At 70.6% G+C, this 17,543-nt stretch carries 15 protein-coding genes; 7 read left to right on the top strand and 8 right to left on the bottom strand.

Going from position 1 to position 17,543, the window contains the following annotated elements; all coding sequences use genetic code 11:
• Positions 1-34 precede the first annotated feature (34 nt).
• On the bottom strand, positions 35-2,029 hold the full coding sequence (locus HR086_RS03920; protein WP_141640428.1) for a patatin-like phospholipase family protein: 1,995 nt from the start codon (positions 2,027-2,029) through the stop codon (positions 35-37).
• A gap of 177 nt (positions 2,030-2,206) precedes the next feature.
• Here HR086_RS03920 and HR086_RS03915 point away from each other — a divergent pair, with 177 nt between their 5' ends.
• A complete protein-coding gene (locus HR086_RS03915) occupies positions 2,207-2,524 on the top strand; it encodes a CBS domain-containing protein (RefSeq protein ID WP_141640481.1) in 318 nt (105 codons plus the stop codon).
• Between the two features lie 257 nt (positions 2,525-2,781).
• Positions 2,782-3,477, top strand: a complete 696-nt coding sequence (locus HR086_RS03910) for an NTP transferase domain-containing protein (protein ID WP_141640429.1) — start codon at positions 2,782-2,784, stop codon at positions 3,475-3,477.
• A gap of 109 nt (positions 3,478-3,586) precedes the next feature.
• Here the strand turns inward: HR086_RS03910 and HR086_RS03905 are convergent, their stop codons facing one another.
• Positions 3,587-4,516, bottom strand: a complete 930-nt coding sequence (locus HR086_RS03905) for a hypothetical protein (RefSeq protein ID WP_174453852.1) — start codon at positions 4,514-4,516, stop codon at positions 3,587-3,589.
• A 347-nt stretch (positions 4,517-4,863) separates the two neighbouring features.
• Here HR086_RS03905 and HR086_RS03900 point away from each other — a divergent pair, with 347 nt between their 5' ends.
• On the top strand, positions 4,864-5,274 hold the full coding sequence (locus HR086_RS03900) for a response regulator (protein ID WP_174453853.1): 411 nt from the start codon (positions 4,864-4,866) through the stop codon (positions 5,272-5,274).
• Here HR086_RS03900 and HR086_RS03895 read toward each other — a convergent pair.
• The 3 genes from HR086_RS03895 to HR086_RS03885 form a co-directional block, all read right to left on the bottom strand.
• Positions 5,264-6,133, bottom strand: a complete 870-nt coding sequence (locus tag HR086_RS03895) for a hypothetical protein (protein WP_174460673.1) — start codon at positions 6,131-6,133, stop codon at positions 5,264-5,266. The genes HR086_RS03900 and HR086_RS03895 overlap by 11 nt on opposite strands.
• 186 nt (positions 6,134-6,319) lie before the next feature.
• Positions 6,320-7,822, bottom strand: a complete 1,503-nt coding sequence (locus HR086_RS03890; protein WP_174453855.1) for a hypothetical protein — start codon at positions 7,820-7,822, stop codon at positions 6,320-6,322.
• 315 nt (positions 7,823-8,137) lie between these two features.
• A complete protein-coding gene (locus HR086_RS03885; RefSeq protein ID WP_141640434.1) occupies positions 8,138-8,518 on the bottom strand; it encodes a hypothetical protein in 381 nt (126 codons plus the stop codon).
• A 177-nt stretch (positions 8,519-8,695) separates the two neighbouring features.
• On the opposite strand from HR086_RS03885, the gene HR086_RS03880 reads away from it, so the two are divergent.
• Together HR086_RS03880 and HR086_RS03875 are read left to right on the top strand one after the other, a co-directional pair.
• Entirely contained in the window at positions 8,696-9,544 is an 849-nt protein-coding gene (locus HR086_RS03880; protein ID WP_174453856.1) for an HAD family hydrolase, read from the top strand.
• Positions 9,545-9,626: 82 nt separating this feature from the next.
• Positions 9,627-10,154 carry a hypothetical protein gene (locus HR086_RS03875; RefSeq protein WP_174460674.1) on the top strand — a complete coding sequence of 176 codons (528 nt, stop codon included), beginning with the start codon at positions 9,627-9,629 and terminating at the stop codon, positions 10,152-10,154.
• A gap of 103 nt (positions 10,155-10,257) precedes the next feature.
• Here HR086_RS03875 and atpA read toward each other — a convergent pair whose 3' ends face one another.
• From atpA to atpH, 3 genes are all read right to left on the bottom strand, one after another.
• Positions 10,258-11,805, bottom strand: coding sequence for a F0F1 ATP synthase subunit alpha (atpA, locus tag HR086_RS03870; RefSeq protein WP_174453858.1), 1,548 nt, complete (start codon positions 11,803-11,805; stop codon positions 10,258-10,260).
• Between the two features lie 205 nt (positions 11,806-12,010).
• Positions 12,011-13,486 carry a PAS domain-containing protein gene (locus HR086_RS03865; protein WP_141640438.1) on the bottom strand — a complete coding sequence of 492 codons (1,476 nt, stop codon included), beginning with the start codon at positions 13,484-13,486 and terminating at the stop codon, positions 12,011-12,013.
• A 145-nt stretch (positions 13,487-13,631) separates the two neighbouring features.
• The gene (gene atpH, locus HR086_RS03860) at positions 13,632-14,177 is read right to left on the bottom strand and encodes an ATP synthase F1 subunit delta (protein ID WP_174453859.1); all 546 of its coding nucleotides are present in this window, start codon (positions 14,175-14,177) and stop codon (positions 13,632-13,634) included.
• Positions 14,178-14,333: 156 nt separating this feature from the next.
• Here atpH and HR086_RS03855 point away from each other — a divergent pair, with 156 nt between their 5' ends.
• Both HR086_RS03855 and HR086_RS03850 read left to right on the top strand, forming a co-directional pair.
• Positions 14,334-16,157 carry an Hsp70 family protein gene (locus tag HR086_RS03855; RefSeq protein ID WP_141640440.1) on the top strand — a complete coding sequence of 608 codons (1,824 nt, stop codon included), beginning with the start codon at positions 14,334-14,336 and terminating at the stop codon, positions 16,155-16,157.
• Positions 16,158-16,159: 2 nt separating this feature from the next.
• A complete protein-coding gene (locus HR086_RS03850) occupies positions 16,160-17,329 on the top strand; it encodes a TIGR02266 family protein (RefSeq protein WP_141640441.1) in 1,170 nt (389 codons plus the stop codon).
• The last annotated feature ends 214 nt before the right edge of the window (positions 17,330-17,543 follow it).

Below are 17,543 nucleotides of genomic sequence, written 5' to 3'. Positions count from 1 at the left end.
CCTTGCAGCAGGGGCGCAAGCCCCACACCGTGTGTCAGAAAGGGAACCAGGAAGGCCGCACGCTGCGCACGTCGCTGAGCGAGTGAGACAGCTGCGCGCCGAAGTCGTTGAACGCCTGGCCATCCAGCCACATGGATTCAATCTGTTTCTGGCCGAGCCGCACTTCGTGACGTTTGCCATTGGCGGCGGTGGCGACGACGGTGTCTCCGCCGTTGTACGTCACCTGGAACTTCTCGCCCCAGATCTGGACGGGCTCGCTGAACTTCAAGTCCTTGGGCACCTGGGTCACCATGTTGGTGCCGCGCGAGCCGGGGACCTTCATGTCATCCATGAACTCACGCAGGAAGTCGCGCGTCACTTCGCGCGTCTGCCCATCCAGGATGGGGTCCACCTTGTTGTCGTAGCCGAAGCCCAGGATGCTGTTGCCCTGCTTGGGGTTGTCCAGGTTCCACGTGGGGACGCTGAGCATGAACTGGTTGGCGCCGGGCTTCGCCTTGTCGCGCCAGTCCTGGGCCTCGGTGGCGTTGTCCTTGAGCAGGGCCAGGCCGTTGAAGCCGTTCCACACCACGTCGTCCGTGTCGAGCTGGCCGGTGGGCAAGGGCTTGGGCTGGGCGGTGCCGTTGGACGGGTGCGTGCCGCCGCGCGGCTGGAGCGACGCGCCAATCTGCGGCAGGTCGTTCTTGTTGTAGCCCATGGGCAGGTTGTCCAGCGTGCCACCGTCCACCAGGTGCATCTGCCGGCCGGTGACGGGGTCCACCACCTGCACCGGCTCGAAGACGCCGGGGATGGCCATGGAGGCGCGCATGGCGAGCGCCACGGGCGTGTCCGGCGTCGTCTCCTGGCTGAAGACGAAGATGCGGTCCTGCGCGCTCTTGAAGCCGCCGTTGGGGACGGCGCTGTCGTAGGCCTTGGCGGCGACGAGCTGGAGGGGAATCTTGAGGTCGGCGAACGTCACGGGCCGGTCCGTGATTCCGGTCAGCTCGCGCAGCTTCTGGTCGAAGAGGTCATACGCGGCCTGGCCATCCAGCAGGCCGCCGTCGTTCAGGTCCAGGTCGGCGTCATACAGCTTGCCCAGGCGCGGGTCCTTGGCCACGTCCTCCACCTGCTTCGGCGTGGCGCCCGTGGCGGCGAACGCGGCGGCGATGGAGCCCGCGGACGTGCCCGTCAGACTCACCGGCACCACGCCCATCTCGCGCATCTCCGTCAGCATCGCCGCGTAGCGCTTGCCCTTGCCGCCACCGCCCTCCAGGCTCAGGTGCACGCCCATGGGCTCGCCGCCCTGCACCGGCATGCCCGCCTCGGCGCGGTTCTGGGCGACGGAGGCCGTGTACTCGGCGGCCTTCTTCGCGTCGCCCCCCGCGACGATGTCCAGCGCCGCGGGCGGCTTCGTCACCGGCGTGCCCGTGGGGAAGCGGCTGGCGTGGACCTGTCCGTTGGGCAGCTCCTTCGCCAGGAACTGCGGATCCAACCAGAGCGAGCCCGGGCGCGGCGCGGTGGCCTTCGTGTAGCCCGTCTGCTGCGTCAGCGCCCCTTCCGCCTTCTCCAGCGCGGCCTTCACCTGCGCGTAGCGCGGATGCGTGGAGGGCAGCATGTCCAGCTGCGCCGACAGCGAGCGCACTTGACCCAGCGCGTCACGGAAGCCCTTGGTCTGTTCGACGAGCTGCTTGCCCTGCTTGTCGTCAATCTTGGGGGGCAGGACGCGCTCGAGGACCTTGCGCAAATCGCCCAGGTCCACGTCCAGCAGCTTGTTCAGCGGAATCTGGAGCGGCTTGCCGGTGAGGGTGATGCCCTCCCAGGGCTTGCCGCCGGTGCCGGCGAGCTGGGGCAGGCCCAGCTTGGACAGGTCCGGCAGCTTCGCCTCGAAGCGGTCCACCACCTGGTTCGCCGCGCGCGCCACGTTCTGCAGGCCCTGGCCCATCCGCTCGAGCAGGTTGGGCTTGGGGGCCTCCGCCTTCTGCGGCTGCACGGGCTCCGGGGTTCGACGCGGTGCGGCAGACGGTGTGGAGGACGGCAGGGACTTGATGCTCATCGCGGTGGCTCCACTTCGGGACGCGTCGAGGGGGTGGCGGGCTGCCTGGAGATTATCGCCCACCAGCCGTCCCAGGTTGTGTGTCGCCTTTCGGAAGTCGTCCGGGCCCGGCAAGGGCCTTGCTTAGGGGTGGATCAGAGGCGCCTGACGCCTGCTTTATGGAGGCCTTCCGTGACGATGTGCCGCAGCCCCGAGTTCGAGATGCTCGTTGCCCATGCCGTGACGCTCTTCCCCGAGGACACCGTCCTCTCGGCGCTTCAGGTGATGCACCGTCACGGGGCGCACGCGCTGCCGGTGGTGGATGGCCGGGACGGAGCGTGGTTGGGCGAGGTGTCCCAGCATGAGCTGCATCGGCTGTCTTCCTTTGCGCCGCTCGCGCGGCTGGCTGAAATTCTGACCGCCAAGGCGCTGGCGAGCACGGAAGAAAAGACCGCCGCGTCCGTGCCCGCCTCGGCGCTGCTGCTGCACACGCCGCCGCCCCGGTGGCTGCATTGAGTCTTCCGCGGGCAGGTGGCCGGAGGGCAGGGGAGGCGAGCCTCCGGGGTGGTACGAACGAGCAGGCGGCCCGTGCCTCTTCCGGCGCTGCTCGCGCGTGCTCGCGCTCCTCTCACACGGCTCGCGAAGTGACTGGGGGCCGTCTGACGGCTAGCACCGGGGGGTGGGCTCAAAAACCACCGCGGAGGCCACAGCCTGTTCCCGGTGGCCCCGGGCCAGCTGGCACTCGATTCCCCGGGGGACGGAGGAGGCTTGGTATGAAGGCAGTGGCGATCATCCTCGCATCGGGCGAGGCCCGGCGGATGGCCCACCCCAAGGCGCTCATCCTGCACGAAGGCGACAAGAGCTTCCTTCAGTCGCTGGCGTCGACCTTTGGCAAGGCGAGCTGTCAGGTGCTGGGTGTGGTGGGGAAGGATGCTGAGGCCGTGCGCGAGCAGCATCCGGGGCTGGACCTGGTGGAGTCCGAGCAGTGGAAGGACAGCCAGATGGCCTCGGTGAAGGTGGGGTTGGACGCGGCGATGGAGGCCGGAGCGGACGTCGTGCTCCTGCATCCGGTGGACATGCCAGCGCTCCGGGCCACCACGGTGAAGTCCTTGCTCAAGTTGATGGGAGAAGCGGAGGAGGCGCTGCGTCCGGAGTTCGAGGGGGCACCTGGCTGGCCGGTGATGTTGTCGCGGGCCGCGGCGGAGCGGCTGCGGGCGGCGGAGGGTGACCAGCTGGAGGTGGTGCTGAAGAACATGAAGGTGCGTCGGGTGCCGTTGAAGGACCCGGGCGTGATTGTGAACATCAACGGGCCGGAGACGTACGAGCGGCTGTTCGGCTCGGAGCCGAAGCTGGCGCCGCCGCCCAAGCGCCGAGGCACCGGCAAGCGGCCGTCCTCGGGGCTCACCACGGTGGCGGATATCGGCGGCGGGGGCGGTTCGGTTCCCATGGCCGCGTCGCCGGACGAGTAAGAACTGGAGGGCCGGGGCTCCCTCAATCGGGCGGCTCCGGCCCGTCGTGTGAGCAGGGCATGACGGGCCGCTCGTGCGTGCGCGCGGCCCGTGGAGAGGTGCCCGGGGACTAGAAGGTCAACCCGAGGCCGAAGTACGGCCCGCCGAAGCCTTCCTCGTGCTCGACGCCGTCCACGTGTCCGGCGTCGTTGAGGTACAGCGCGCGCCAGCCGCCGCGCAGGTTGAAGCCCCCCAGGTGCAGGGCCATGCCCGCCTGCGCATCCACCTGGCGGTGGGGAAAGGGCGTGGCATTCACACGCGCCTCCACGTCCAGCGGTGAGGCGCCGATGCAGGCCTCCACGGACGCGCCGAAGCTGGGACCCACGAAGATGACGCTGGGGGCGTGGGCGCTCGTCAGGCCCGCTTCGACCCGCACGCGCCCGCGGGCGCTGGCCCACAGGGCCGCTGTCACCCGCGCGCTCAAGAGGGTGATGCGGTCCACCTTGTCGGAGCCGTCCTCCGCCCGGAGCGTCAGGCCGGTGATGCGGGTGTCCAACCCCATGCGCCGGCCCTCCATGGCCATGAAGAGGCCCATGGCGCCGCCGCCAGTGAGCCAGTCCGCCTGCGCGCCCAGGCGCACCAGGAGCGGCACGGGCTCATCGCGCCGGCGCTCCGTGCGCGTGGTGGCGTTCAGCCGGGGCGAAGCCGAGGCCCCCGCGGCGCCCACTCCGACGACGGCGGTGCTCACGGGGACGCGGGCCCGTCGCCGCCGCCTGCGGGGAGCGTCGTCCTGGGCGTCGCGCTCCTTGCCAATGGCTGTCGCGGGGTGCTCGCGCGCGGGGCGCCCGTCGTTCGAGCCCTGTCCGACGGGCGTGGCGGGATGCTCACGCGAGCGGCGCTCGTGGCTGGCGTCCGGGCGGTCCGCGCCGCGCTCCGGGCGGGTGGTGCCTCCAGACGATGACGGCGTGGAGCGCTTGCCGAAGCGGGCCTCGGCGGGGGCTCCGCCGAGCAGGAGGGTGGCGGTGAGCGCGGAGCCGAGCACGGCCTTCGATGAGGGCAAGGTCCACTCCTCTTCCTGGCGGGGGACGACGGGGGAGCGACATTCAAGGGCCGCCGGCCCCGCGCGGCCATGGCCCCCCGGGGTGGGCGGACGTTGGCCAATCGCGCTTGTGTGGCATTGGGCAGCGCGCCGTCCAATGAGTGCGCACGGCACGACACGTGGGAGGAATCGCCATTCACCGGCGGACGCTCGCCGTGCATCCCGGCCGTCCCCGCCCCATCTCCTCCGCTCATCGCGCGGGGGAGCTGGGACTATCTGCCTGTCTGGACCGGGCGGATGCTCACGGTTCGACAGTGGGCGAAGGCCTCGCGGTGTGAACTGTGTCAGCGAGCTACGGAGGCACTAGGGTGGCAATCGTGACCCATGTGGTGATGCAGCCGACCGTGCTCCTGGTGGAAGACGACCCGGACCTGCGGGGCGCGATGGCGGAAGCGCTTCAGGACGAGGGCTACGACGTGGCCATGGCCATCAATGGCCGGGAGGCCCTGCGCGTGCTCGTGTCGCTGGAGGTGCCGTGTCTGGTGTTGGTGGACCTGGAGACGCCTCGGGTGCAGGGCCTGGGGTTGCTGGAGACACTGCAGCGGGACGCGCGCTTCGAGCAGTCGCGGGTGGTGGCCATGGCGGCGGAGCCGGGGCCCCGTCCGGCGAGCGTGGTGGCGCTTTTGCGCAAGCCCGTGCGGCTCAAGGACCTGATGGCCACGGTCCAGGAGCACTGCCCGGGACCGAGGCCGGAGGTGCCTCGACGAATCAGTAGGTGAGGCCCAGGCCGAAGAAGGGGCCGTGGAAGCCGTCGCGGTGGACGACCCCGTCCACGTGGCCCGCGTCGTCCAGCACCATGCCCCGGTAGCCGCCGCGCAGCACCAGCGCGCCCAGGTGCAGCGCCAGCGCGGCGCTCGCGTCCACCTGGCGATAGGGGAAGGGCGTCATCTGCGCGCGCGCCTCGAAGTCGAGCGGTCCCGCGAGGCACGCCTCCAGGGACATGCCCAGGCTGGGGCCCACGAAGGCGATGTCCGGCGCGTTCGCGGTGCTGACACCCGCCTCCACGCGCAGCCGGACGCGCTCCAGGGAGACGAGCGCCCAGGTGAGGTGCGCCTCCACCAGCGTGATGCTGTCCGACGCGTCCGTGCCGTCATCGGCGTCCACGCTGATGCCGGTGATGCGCGCGTCCACGCCGAAGCGCCGGCCCTCCAGGCCGATGAAGAGGTCGCCCGCGCCGCCGCTGTTGACGGGCCCGGCCTGGAAGCCCACGCGGAAGGACAGGGGCGCCGCGTGACGCTCCTGCCGCAGTTCACCGCGGTGCCGGGGCTCGTCCACCACCATCAGCCGGTGGTTGCCGCCGGAGAACACGAAGGCGAGGAAGCCGATGCTGTCCGCGACATCCGACGCGACGTGGCGCGAGTTGTTGCGCCGCCGCCGGGGCCTGTCGTCATCGTCATCGTCGTCGGAGTCCGAGTGGCCCACCGGCGTGGCCTCGTGCGTGTCGTTCTTGTCGTCGTCCTTCTTCGAGTCGCTCTGCGAAGGACGGGAACGCTTGCCGAAGCGCGCCTCGGACGGCGTCGAGCCCAGCAGCAATCCCAGGGCAAGCACGGCGCTCAGGACGGAACGGAAAGAGAACACGGTGGGCTCCTCGGCGGTGGCCGGAACGAGGCAACGCGAGTCAGGACGGCCGGCCGCCTGCTTTATTCATACACCCATGGTGTATGGGATGCCGCCTGCCCCCTGGCCGGGCAGCCCTCGCGAGCCCACCGTGTCGCCGGGCCCGGGAGGTGGAAGCCGACCCCCCGGGCTGGTCGTGACGCGGTGCTACTTCCGGACGCAGAGCTTGGGGTTCTTCACGCAGGCCACGGCCAGGCATTCGCTGGCGGAGCGCGGCTCGCAGCCCTTCTTGCACTTGGGGGGCGAAACGCTGAAGTCGCACTCGCCGCCGCCGCACGTGCTGCGGTCCGTCACGGGCAGCGCGTCGCAGGGGCTGTTCAGGTAGGTGGTGATGGGTTCGGGGTGGAAGACGCCGTCATCGTCGGAGCAGACCTCGAAGTCGCCGTCGCCCTGGACCTTGAAGCCATCGCCCACGGCGCAGCGGGGCGCCTGGGGGCTGGCGCTGCCGAACTCGCAGGGCCCCACGGTGCGGGCCAGGCAGCCGAAGGCGGTGTGGTCGCCGATGGTGGTGTTGGCGCAGATGCGCGAGGCCAGGTGCACATCTCCGGCAATCCAGTCCTTGGCGAAGCAGGCGTGGACGTTCTGGTACGGGTAGCCGGTGAAGTTCGGCTTGGAGAGCTGGGGCAGGTAGGTGTCCATGTTGATGCTCACCTCCACGGACAGGGCCTTCGAGTCGAAGATGTTCCCGAAGAACGCGCCCTCGCGGAAGGTGAAGGCGCCGAAGGATGCGACGGGGTAGCGGCCCTGCGTGGTGCCGGGCCTCACCCACGAGCCCGGCGCTTCCATGCGGTTGAAGGGCGCGGACATGACGCTGTACCTGCCGCCGCGGGGGCAGAAGAACGTGGCGCTGGGGGCGTCGCCGCCGCAGTCGTTCTTCTCGGCCGCGGCCAGGGCGTCTCCGGCCTCGCAGCCCCAGGGCTTCTCACACACGCGCAGCACGCGGTGGCCGGAGATGGCGCCGAGCAGGCCGGTGCACGTGTCCGGCCTCGGCGCGCCGGCGGCCACCGTCACCTCCAGTCCCGGAGTGCAGGCGCCCACGCCCTCGCCCACCCAGCCACACTCGTCACCCAGGCCGGAGCCGCCCTTGTCGCACGGCAGGAACATGGGGTGCCATTGCTTGGTGTCACCGGTGGGGTTGAAGCGCAGGTCGTCCCGGGGGTCCTCGCCGCGCAGGGAGATTTCCACGGTGTGGCCGTAGGCGTTGTTGCGCGACAGCAGGCACGCGCTCACGTAGCCCAGGCACTGGGGGCTGGGCGCCGTGAAATCCCACTCCGGACACAGGGCCGCGCCTCCGCTGAAGGTGTACACGTTGCCCAGGCGGTCCTTCCACTCCACCTTGGAGGTCGGGCCCAGCGCGCACTCGACCAGGTAGTGCATGACGTTGCGCGCGGCCGGGTCCTCGAGCTGGTGCCTGAGGCGCCAGTCACCCGCGAAGGCGCTCGAGGTCAGCGGCTGCGAGATGAGCGCCTCGATGGAGCCCGCGTTGGTGGTGAGCGCGTTGAAGGCCAGGTCGGCGGTGGAAAGCGAGTTGAGGATGCGGATGCCCGGCTCGGCCTCCGCGCGGGAGAGCGGGAGCAGCGCGGCCACGCACACGAGGGCGGCCAGCGCGGAGCGGAGGGGGGCGGGGAGTCGGAGGATGACGGAAGACATGCGGAAGGGACCTCGCGCGAAAAGGAGACTCGGAGTCGCGAGGTAGCACGTGGCGGGCCGACGCTCGCCTCGCAGTATTTCCGTGAGGTTGCGCGCGCGGCTCCAGCGCCCTGTTGCCCCCAGGTCCACAGTGGCGAGGGCAGGTGTGGACCTGGCGGCCACGTCGAAGCGCGCTCCCTGGATCGAGGCACAGGGCTGAGGCGCGAGAGGCCTCGCGGGGGGGAGGCCACGTCGAAGCGCGCTCCCCGGACTGTGGCGCAGGGCCTCGGCGCGAGAGACCTCGCGGGGTGGAGGCCACGTCGGAGCGCGCTCCCGTCAGCGGCGCGCGCTCTTCTTTCCCTTCGCGGAGCCCGAGCGGCGCGGCTCCGAGCGGCCCTGGCTCTGGGGTGCCTCGGGTGGCGCCAGGGAGCAGGCCGCCGCCGCGGTCAGCACCTCCGCCCGCGCGCTCTGGTGTTGCTGCTCCAGCACGCGCAGTCGTCGGGCCATGGCCTCGCGCAGCGCCTGCAGCTCGGCCACGCGGGCCTCGGACTCGGCCGCCTCGCGCTCCAGTTGCGCCCCGCGCTCCGCCAGCGCGGACACCGAGCGAGAGCTCGCCCAGGCCGCCGACCCGCAGAGCACGCACACTCCGGCGAGCAAGCCCCAGGGCAGCCACGCCCGGCGCCACAGCGCCGCCTCGTTTCGCCGCGTCGCTTCCATGCCCGCCCAAGGCTAGCGAGCCACCCGCTGTGGACTCAAGGCGACGGCCCTGCCACTCGGGATTTACAGGGCGGCCTCAAGTTTACAGGGCCGAAATGATGTCACAGGCTTGATTCGGAACCCGGGCCGGGGCGTCATCCGGCCCCTTTTCCTCCAACTTCGGGAGTCGGTGGGCTGATGGCGATTGCTTGCGTGGTGCTGGACTTCGACGGGACCTTCACGGACGTGGCGACGGAGAGCGCGCCCTTCTTGAAACACTTTCGTGACGGACTGGTCCGCGCACTGGGGCAGGGGGTGGAGCAGGCCTGGGAGGAGGAAGTCGCGGCGCTGCGAGCGGGCGCCGACCTCCTGGGGTGGAACCTGGGTGGCAAGGTGGTGGCACCCGCGACGGCGGACCCGTACCTGACGGCCACGACGGCGGCGCACCGCATCTTCCAGCGGCTCTCCGTGGGCACCGACGAGGCGACGCGCTCGGAGGCCGTGCAGACGATGTATCGCGAGTCCTACGTGCACTCGGCCACGGCCTTCAAGCCGGAGGCGAAGGAGGTGCTGGAGGCGCTGCTCGCCACGGGCCTGCCCGTGACTGTCGTGACGAATGCGCACACGGAGCTGGTGGAGAAGAAGCTGGACACCCTGGCGCCCAAGGGCCGCGAGCGGCTGAAGGTCTCCGGCGACGCGCGCAAGTTCCTGCTGGACCCACCGGACGTGTCCGACGCGCGCTTCGATGCGCTGCCGGAGATGCAGACGCTGGACGGCGTGCTGCGCCGGCCCGTCTACCTGCGCCGGGGCCGCTACTTCGAGGCCCTCAAGCGCATCTGGGACACCACCGGCACGCGGCCCGAGGACACGCTGGTGGCCGGCGACATCTACGAGCTGGACCTGGCGCTGCCGGCCGCCCTGGGCGCGCACGTGCAACTCGTCGCCCGTGACAACGTGCTGCCGTACGAGCTGAAGGCCATTGAGGCGCTGGGCGCTCGCGGTGGCGTGGACAAGAGCCTGCTCGCGCTCCTGCCTCGCCTGCGCTGACGCGGCCACCCGCCGATATGCTCCCGAGAGGCGCGGCGTTGACGAGACTGTCGTCCGCCGCGCCCTTCCATCGGAGCCCGCCATGTCCGTCAGCCGCTCGCTGTCGTCGTGCGTCCTCGCCGCCTGCATGTCCGCCTGCGCGACCTCGGCACAGGTGGCGCTGGAGGCGCACCCCGTCAGCGTCCAGCGTCCGGCGAGGGAGCCCGGCTGCGCGTTCGAGGTCTTCGAGGAGCGCGAGCCCCCGCGCCCCTACGCCGAACTCGGCACCCTGGCGGTGACGGGCAACGAGTACCTGGGCGCGCAGGGCCGCAAGGAGCTGCTCCAGGAGACCGCCTGTTTGATGGGCGCGGACGCGGTGCTGCTGCCGCGCCCCTTGGAGCGCAAGGTGGCCGGCGGCCAGCGCGTACGGGAGTACGAGGCCCGCTTCGTCGCCTGGACGGACGTGCCCGCCCGCGTGGCCTCGAGCGACGAGCCGCCACCCCTCCACCAACGCCCCCCACCCACGGCCCAGGAGGGCTACCTCATCATCCCCGTGGACCCCGAGTGGACGGGCGAGTCCGTTGGCACCGTGGAGCGCGAGGTGAAGCCCGCCGACGGCGCGAAGCGGTAGCCGAAGCTCCAGGAGTCCGGGCACACGCCAGAAACACGAAGCCCCGCGTCCCAGGGAAGGGAGCGCGGGGCTCGGTGCGACGGGCCTTGGAGGCCGGAGAGTCTTAGACCTTCGCGCCCGGGGTGGGCTGGAAGACGTCGTTGAACTCCACGATGGCCTTGTTCAGCGAGGCCTTGATGTCGTTGGTGAGCTCGCGCTTGGAGGCGATGTCCTTCGAGATGGTCGGGTACTTGCCGTCCGTGAAGTCCAGGAACTCACGCATCCAGCGCACCACGTCCGCGACGGGAATCTCGCGAATCCAGCCGCGCTTCTTGGGGTCGTCGCGGTTGGTGGCGGCGTAGATCTGCATGACCTGACGCTCGACGGGCAGCGGCTCGTACTGGCCCTGCTTGAGCAGCTCCACCATGCGGGCGCCGCGGGCCAGCGTCTCCTGCGTGGCCTTGTCGAGGTCCGAGCCGAACTGGGAGAAGGCGGCCAGCTCGCGGTACTGCGCGAGCTCCAGCTTCATGGTGCCGGCCACCTGCTTCATGGCCTTGATCTGCGCGGCGGAACCGACGCGAGACACCGACAGACCGACGTTGATGGCCGGGCGGACGCCGGCGAAGAACAGGTCCGTCTCGAGGAAGATCTGACCGTCGGTGATGGAGATGACGTTCGTCGGGATGTAGGCGGACACGTCGCCGGCCTGCGTCTCGATGATGGGGAGCGCCGTGAGCGAGCCCGCGCCCTCTTCGTCGGACAGCTTGGCGGCGCGCTCCAGCAGGCGGCTGTGCACGTAGAACACGTCGCCGGGGTACGCCTCACGACCCGGGGGGCGGCGCAGCAGCAGCGACAGCTGGCGGTACGCCACGGCCTGCTTGGACAGGTCGTCGTAGATGATGAGGGCGTGCATCTTGTTGTCGCGGAAGTACTCGCCGATGGCCACGCCCGCGTACGGCGCGAAGAACTGCATCGGGGCCGGGTCGGAGGCGTTCGCCGCGACCACCGTGGTGAACTCCATGGCGCCGAAGCGGTTGAGCTTCTCCACGACCTGGGCGACCGTCGACTGCTTCTGGCCGATGGCCACGTAGATGCAGTAAACGTTCAGGCCCTTCTGGTTGATGATGGTGTCGATGGCGACGGCCGTCTTGCCCGTCTGGCGGTCACCGATGATGAGCTCGCGCTGACCACGACCCACCGGCACCAGCGCGTCCAGCGCCTTGATGCCCGTCTGCAGGGGCTCGTGCACGCTCTTGCGCTTCACGATGCCGGGCGCCTTCACTTCCAGGCGGCGCGTCTCGGTGGCCTCGATGGGGCCCTTGCCGTCCAGGGGGATGCCGAGCGGGTCCACCACGCGGCCCAGCAGGCCCTTGCCCACCGGCACGGAGGCGATCTGCTGGGTGCGCTTGACGACGTCACCCTCGCGGATGGCCTGGAAGTCACCCATGATGGCGACGCCGACGTTGTCCTCCTCGAGGTTCAGCACGAGGCCCTTCACGCCGTTGGTGAACTCCACCAGCTCACCGGCCTGCACGCCCTCGAGCCCGTAGATGCGCGCGATACCGTCACCCACGGACAGCACGGTGCCCGTCTCCGCGACGGTGACCTTCTTGCCGTAGTCCTTGATCTGCTCCCGGATGATTCTGCTGATCTCGTCGGCGCGGATTTCCATGGGCGTTTTGCGTCCTCGAACAGGGGGCGGGCCGGGTCGGTTCGGGTCCGCCGAAAGCTAGAAGTCGGGGCCCCTTACCACGCACCCCTACCCACTGCAATGCGCACGACATTCGGGGCTCTCGGGGCATTATCAACCCGGTAAGCGACGGTGCCCCGGTGCCCGGCGAGCGAGGGAGCACGACCCCTCCGGGCACGTGTGGCCGTCAGCGGCCGGGAGGCTCGCGGGGCAGCCAGACGACGAAGCGGGTTCCACCCTGGGAGGACTCCACCGTGAGGCGTCCCCCATGGGCCACGGCCACCTGCCGGGCGATGTAGAGCCCCAGGCCCAGGCCCTCCGCGCTGGCGGGGCGGCCCCGTCGGAAGGGCTCGAAGAGGGTGGCGTGCTCCTCCACCGGCACCGTCAGCGAGTCATTGCGGATGGAGAGCGTCACGCCCCCCACCGAGCCCACCAGCTTCAACCACACCGGCGTGGTGTCCGTGCTGTGTTGCAGGACGCTGCCCAGCAGCGTGTCCGCCAACTGCGTCAGCCGCGCCTCGTCCCAGTGGCCGCGCAAATCCCCCTGTGTCTCCATCAGCAGGGTGCGGCCGGGGTGGGCCTGTCGCCGCTCGTCCAGCACCCGCTCCACCAGCCGGTCCAGCATCAGCGACTCCGGGCGCACCGGCAGCCCGCCGGCCAGCCGGGCCCGGGTGAAGTCCAGCAGCTCGTGGATCATCCGCTCCATCCGCCGGGCCGCCTGGGCCATGTGGCCCACCAGTCGCTGCTGGGGCTCTTCCATTCCTCCCAGCCGCTGCAGGGCGCCGGTGCCCATCTGGATGGTCTGCAGGGGCGTGCGCAAGTCATTGCCCACCACGCCCAGCAGCTGCTCCCGGAAGTGCTCGGTGCGCTCCGTCCGCTCCTCCGCCGCCTTGCGGCCGCTGATGTCCCAGATGGCGGCCAGTCGCACCTGCCGGCCTTCCCACAGGACGTGCTTGCCCAGCACCTCCAGGGGAATGCGCTGGCCGTCCCGGCGCACGCACATCACCTCGTAGGGCGTCTCCACCCCCCGGGCGACGGCGGACATGACGGCGGGGCGGTATTCGGGGGACACCCACTCGATGAGGTGGTGGCCGATCAAATCCCGGGGCGAGTCGTGACCCAGGAGGTGGGCCAGCGCGCGGTTGGCGTCCAGGACGACGCCGTTCTCATGCAGGAAGTGCCCGTCGCAGGCCACGTCCGCGAGGCTGCGCATGTGCGACTCGCGCTCCCGAAGCCGGGCCTCCTCGTGCGTCCGCGCCGTGTCGTCGCGCATCCACATCACCACGCCCGTGAGCACGCCGGCCTGGTGCGCCGGGGACAGCGCCACGCGCAGGCTGCGCTCTCCACTCGTCGACGACAGCACCCCCGTCACCGGCGCCTCCACCACGCTCTCACCAGAGAGCGCGCGAGACAGCAGGGGGGCCAGGGACACCGCCAGCTTGGGCCACAGGTCGACGAGCGGGCGCCCCAGGTGGGCCCGCATCTCCATGCCGGAAAGCGACGCCAGCGCGCCATTCACCCACACGGTCCGCAGCTCCCTGTCCAACAGGGCGATGCCACAACCCGTCGCGTTCAGTACCGCGCCAAGGAAGGGCCAAGCCTCTTCGGGGGCGACCGCGAAGAGCGGGCCACCGGGGAGGGGGTGAAGCAGGGACTGCGGCATGTTGAGGTCGTCCAGAAAACCCGGGGTTACCCCGCGTTCCCCCGAGTATACCTCTCTCCAGGGGCAACGGGAAATGCCGGTTTGCCCCGGACTGCGGGGTACAGGGACGACCTGCGGAGTGGGCCGCCGGACGGCGGCCGTACTCTTAGTGCTGCTTCAACTCGCGGCGCATCTCCTCCAACTGGGTGCGGAGGCTGCCGTCGTAGAGGATGCTGCCCACCTGGGCGGACACGCCACCGAGGAGGCTGGGGTCCACGCGCGTCTCCAGGATGACGTCGCGCTGGGTGATCTGCTGGAGCGACTGGCGGAGCGCGGCCAGGGTGTCGGCGGGAAGGGCGGCGGCGGTGGTGACGTTGCCGCGCACGCGTCCGGCCCGGGCGTCGGCCATGTCGCGGAAGACGCGGGCGATGTCGGCGACGTAGGGCAGGCGGTTGCGGTCCACCAGCAGCCGCAGGGTGTTGGCCAGCACCGGCTCCAGGTTGGGGACCAGCTTCATGACCCCTTCCACCACCTGCGCTCGCTGCGCGCGGGAGTAGATGGGGTTGTGGAGCACGTCCGTCATCTCCGGGTTCTTCGCGAAGATATCCGCGAAGGAGGAGAGCTGCTCGGCGACGGCATCAATGCGGCCCACCTCCGACGAGACGTCGAGGAGAGCACGGGCGTAGCGGCGGGCAATGGACATGTTCACCATGGCGGTCGCGCCCTTAGCATGGTGCTCCAGGGGCGTCCACCTCCGCGGCCAACGTGCCTGGCCGGACAGGGAAGCGACGCGCGGAGGGCAGGTCTGACGAGAGGGGGCTTGGCGAGGAGGCGGCAAGACCCGTACCGTGGGGTCCCGACCGCCCCCATGCACGACCCCGTCATCGGCATCGACCTGGGTACCACCAACAGCGCCGTCGCCACCGTGGAGGACGGCCGACCGCGCCTGATCCCCTCGCGCGCGGGAGGCCGCCTCACGCCTTCCGTGCTCGGTGTGACGAAGGCCGGCGAGCGCGTCGTGGGGCAGCAAGCCCAAGCGCTCGCGGAGGAGCATCCCGACTCCGTTGTCTGGGCCACGAAGCGCTTCCTTGGCCGGCGCTACACGCCGGAATTGGTGCAACAAGCAAAGGCCCTCGTTCCATATCCGCTGGTCGCCGGTCCCTCCGGAGACGTTCGCGTGAAGCTGGCCGGGCGCGTGCTGCCCGTCACCCAGGTCTCCGCGATGATTCTGGGGGAGCTGGCGCTCGACGCGCAGGCGCACTTCGGCCGCACCGTCACCAAGTGTGTCATCACCGTCCCCGCCAACTTCGACGACAACCAGCGCCAGGCCACGCGGGAAGCGGCCTCCATCGCCGGGTTGGATGTGGTGCGGCTGGTGAACGAGCCGACCGCGGCGGCGCTCGCGTACGGCCTGTCGCGCGGCTTCGAGGGCAGCGCGCTGGTGTTTGATTTGGGCGGCGGCACGTTCGATGTCTCCATCCTCGACGTGAAGTCCGGCGTCTTCGAGGTGCGCGCCACCGGCGGCGACCCTCGCCTGGGTGGCGAGGACTTTGATCAACGCATCGTCCAATGGCTGCTCGCGCAGGTGGACGACGAGCTCCGCCATGTCGTGTCCCAGGATGCGCAGAGCCTGCGGCGCCTGAAGGTCGCGGCGGAGGCGGCCAAGCGCGAGCTGACCGAGCACGAGGAGGCGACCGTCTCCGTGTCGGGGCTGGGCGACCATTCCACGGGAGGCCGGCGCACGGAGCTGGAGACGGTGCTCACGCGCTCCTTCTTCGAGACGCTGTCGGAGCCGCTGTCGCGCCGCTGCCTGGAGGTGTGTCAGGGCGTGATGCATGAAGCGAAGATGAACCCGCGCTCGGTGGACGTGGTGCTGCTGGTGGGTGGCATGACGCGCGTGCCGCTGGTGCGCCGGCTGGTGGCGGATTTCTTCGGCCGCGCGCCGTCCACGGACGTGCACCCGGACGAGGCCGTGGCGCTGGGCGCGGCGGTGCAGGCGGACGAACTGTTGCGCCAGTCGGGGCAGGCGCTGCTGTTGGACGTGGCCAGTCAGAGCCTGGGCGTGGGCGTGTTGGGCGGACGCGTGAAGCGGCTCATCGCGAAGAACACGGGCGTGCCCGTCGTCGCGCGCGACATCTTCTTCCCCGGGACGTCCGGCCAGGCCGAGGCGCGCATCCCCGTGTACCAGGGCGAGAGCGAGTTCCAGGACGAGAACCACAAGCTGGGCGAGGTGGTGCTCAAGAACCTGCACGTGGCCGCGCGCGGTGACGTGCCGCTGGAGGTCGTCTTCGAGCTGTCCGGCGAGGCGATTCTGTCCGTGAAGGCCACCGACCTGACCACCGGCAACATGGAGACGGTGCGCCTGGAGGCCCGCGCGGGTCTGCCGCACGGCGAGGCGGAGAAGCTGGGCGCGGAGCAGGCGAACTACGCGAAGTCGCAGGGCGTGGTGGACGCGAAGCGCGCGGAGGAGTTGTTCCGCAAGCTGCTGGAGCGCGGCGAGAAGCTGGCGCGGATGCTCCAGAAGAGCGCGCAGGAGAACCCCAGCCCTGAGGCCGACGCCGCGGTGGGCACGGTGCAGCGGCTGCTCGACGGCGGGCGCTCCGCGCTGGACAGCAAGGACGCGGCGAAGTGCGCCGCCATTGCCCGTCAGCTCACGCAGCTGTTGTCCGGCAAGCAGGAGCCGCGCGCCTGACCATGAATGCGCCCACCTCCACCACGCGCGAGGCCGTGTTCGTGGTGGATGACTCGCGCACGGCTCGCGAGGTGGTGAGGTTGCACCTGGCCCGGCTCGGCTGTGAGCCGGTGACGCTGGATGGCGGCGAGGCGTGTCTGTCGGAGCTCGCGCGCCGCGCGCCCATGCTCATCCTGATGGACCTGCGCATGGAGCGCATGCAGGGCGACGAGGTGTGCCGCGCGGTGAAGGCGCACCCGGCCGGCCGCAACGTGCCCGTCATCATGTTCACCTCCGCCGGCGAGCCGCATGAGGTCATGCACTGCTGGCGCGCGGGCGCGGACGACTTCCTGCCCAAGCCCGTGGCGCTGGAGGCCCTCCAGGCGAAGCTGGTGGCCGTGCGCGGGGCCCGCGAGCGCGCGAAGGAAGGTCCTCCCAAGGGCCGCCGCATGCTGCTCGTGGAGGGCGGGCGCTTCCTGCACACCTTCCTGGGCGGCGCGCTGGAGCAGGAGGGCCTGCACGTCCTCTACGCGCGCGACGCGGTGGACGCGGAGAAGCTCGCGAGCGAGCACGCGGCCCTGCTCGACGGCTTCCTCGTGGATGTCTCGCGAGCGCCGCGCGAGACGCTGGCCCTGGCCACGAAGCTGCGCGAGGCGAATCCGAAGAAGCCGCTGGTGCTCTTGTCGCGCGCGGAGGAGTCCGCGGACGTGCTGGCGCGCGCGCAGGTGCTCGCCGGGGCGCCGCTGTTGGAGAAGCGGCACCTGGGCGCGGATGAACTCCTGGGGCGGGTGCTGTCGCGGCTCGTCCCGGAGCGCGTGCCGCTGCGCGCCGCGGAGCGCGTGCCCTTCTTCACCGTGGTGGAGTTCGCCCCGGTGGGCGGTGGCGCGACGTTGACGGGCTTCAGCCACGACGCCAGCCCCGACGCCCTCTTCGTGCGCACCCTCACCCCCGCGCGCGAGGGCACCCGGCTGACGCTGAAGGTGCTGCTCGCCGGGCAGCGCACGCCCTGCTCGGCCGAGGCCACTGTTGTCTGGTCCAACCCGCCGCGCACCCCGGGCCCCTTCCGTGCTCCGGCCGGCATGGGCCTGCGACTGGAGCGCATGGACCCGGCGCTCACGCAGCAGTTCGTCCGCTTCGTGCCCAGGACCCACGGTTTTTCCCCCTCGGGGACTCCTCGCTCCTCAGGTTTCTGAGAGGCACTGTCTCCCGCAACCCCCTGGAAATCCCGGAGTCCTCTGTCTGCCCGGTGCTGGCATGACGGTGGCAAGAGCGCGCCCGGACCGTTGAGCCATCTGGACGTGGCGGGGCTGGACGAACCAGCTCGCGCGCCGGATGGGGCCAAGACGCGAAAAGGGAGGAGCCTCATGCGGCAATGGAAGCGCTACGGGTGGGTGGGACTGGCGGCGG

This window comes from Myxococcus sp. CA039A (assembly GCF_013336645.1).
GTDB classification, from domain to species: domain Bacteria; phylum Myxococcota; class Myxococcia; order Myxococcales; family Myxococcaceae; genus Myxococcus; species Myxococcus llanfairpwllgwyngyllgogerychwyrndrobwllllantysiliogogogochensis.
This window is presented reverse-complemented; position numbering and strand designations above follow the sequence as displayed.

Excerpts from the sequence above, each read along its gene's own strand:
- HR086_RS03855 (WP_141640440.1), top strand. The coding sequence starts at position 14,334 with ATGCACGACCCCGTCATCGGCATCGACCTGGGTACCACCAACAGCGCC.
- HR086_RS03875 (WP_174460674.1), top strand. The coding sequence starts at position 9,627 with ATGTCCGTCAGCCGCTCGCTGTCGTCGTGCGTCCTCGCCGCCTGCATG.
- HR086_RS03880 (WP_174453856.1), top strand. The coding sequence starts at position 8,696 with ATGGCGATTGCTTGCGTGGTGCTGGACTTCGACGGGACCTTCACGGAC.
- HR086_RS03885 (WP_141640434.1), bottom strand. The coding sequence starts at position 8,518 with ATGGAAGCGACGCGGCGAAACGAGGCGGCGCTGTGGCGCCGGGCGTGG.
- HR086_RS03850 (WP_141640441.1), top strand. The coding sequence starts at position 16,160 with ATGAATGCGCCCACCTCCACCACGCGCGAGGCCGTGTTCGTGGTGGAT.
- HR086_RS03910 (WP_141640429.1), top strand. The coding sequence starts at position 2,782 with ATGAAGGCAGTGGCGATCATCCTCGCATCGGGCGAGGCCCGGCGGATG.
- HR086_RS03865 (WP_141640438.1), bottom strand. The coding sequence starts at position 13,486 with ATGCCGCAGTCCCTGCTTCACCCCCTCCCCGGTGGCCCGCTCTTCGCG.
- HR086_RS03920 (WP_141640428.1), bottom strand. The coding sequence starts at position 2,029 with ATGAGCATCAAGTCCCTGCCGTCCTCCACACCGTCTGCCGCACCGCGT.
- HR086_RS03890 (WP_174453855.1), bottom strand. The coding sequence starts at position 7,822 with ATGTCTTCCGTCATCCTCCGACTCCCCGCCCCCCTCCGCTCCGCGCTG.
- atpA (WP_174453858.1), bottom strand. The coding sequence starts at position 11,805 with ATGGAAATCCGCGCCGACGAGATCAGCAGAATCATCCGGGAGCAGATC.
- HR086_RS03915 (WP_141640481.1), top strand. The coding sequence starts at position 2,207 with ATGTGCCGCAGCCCCGAGTTCGAGATGCTCGTTGCCCATGCCGTGACG.
- atpH (WP_174453859.1), bottom strand. The coding sequence starts at position 14,177 with ATGGTGAACATGTCCATTGCCCGCCGCTACGCCCGTGCTCTCCTCGAC.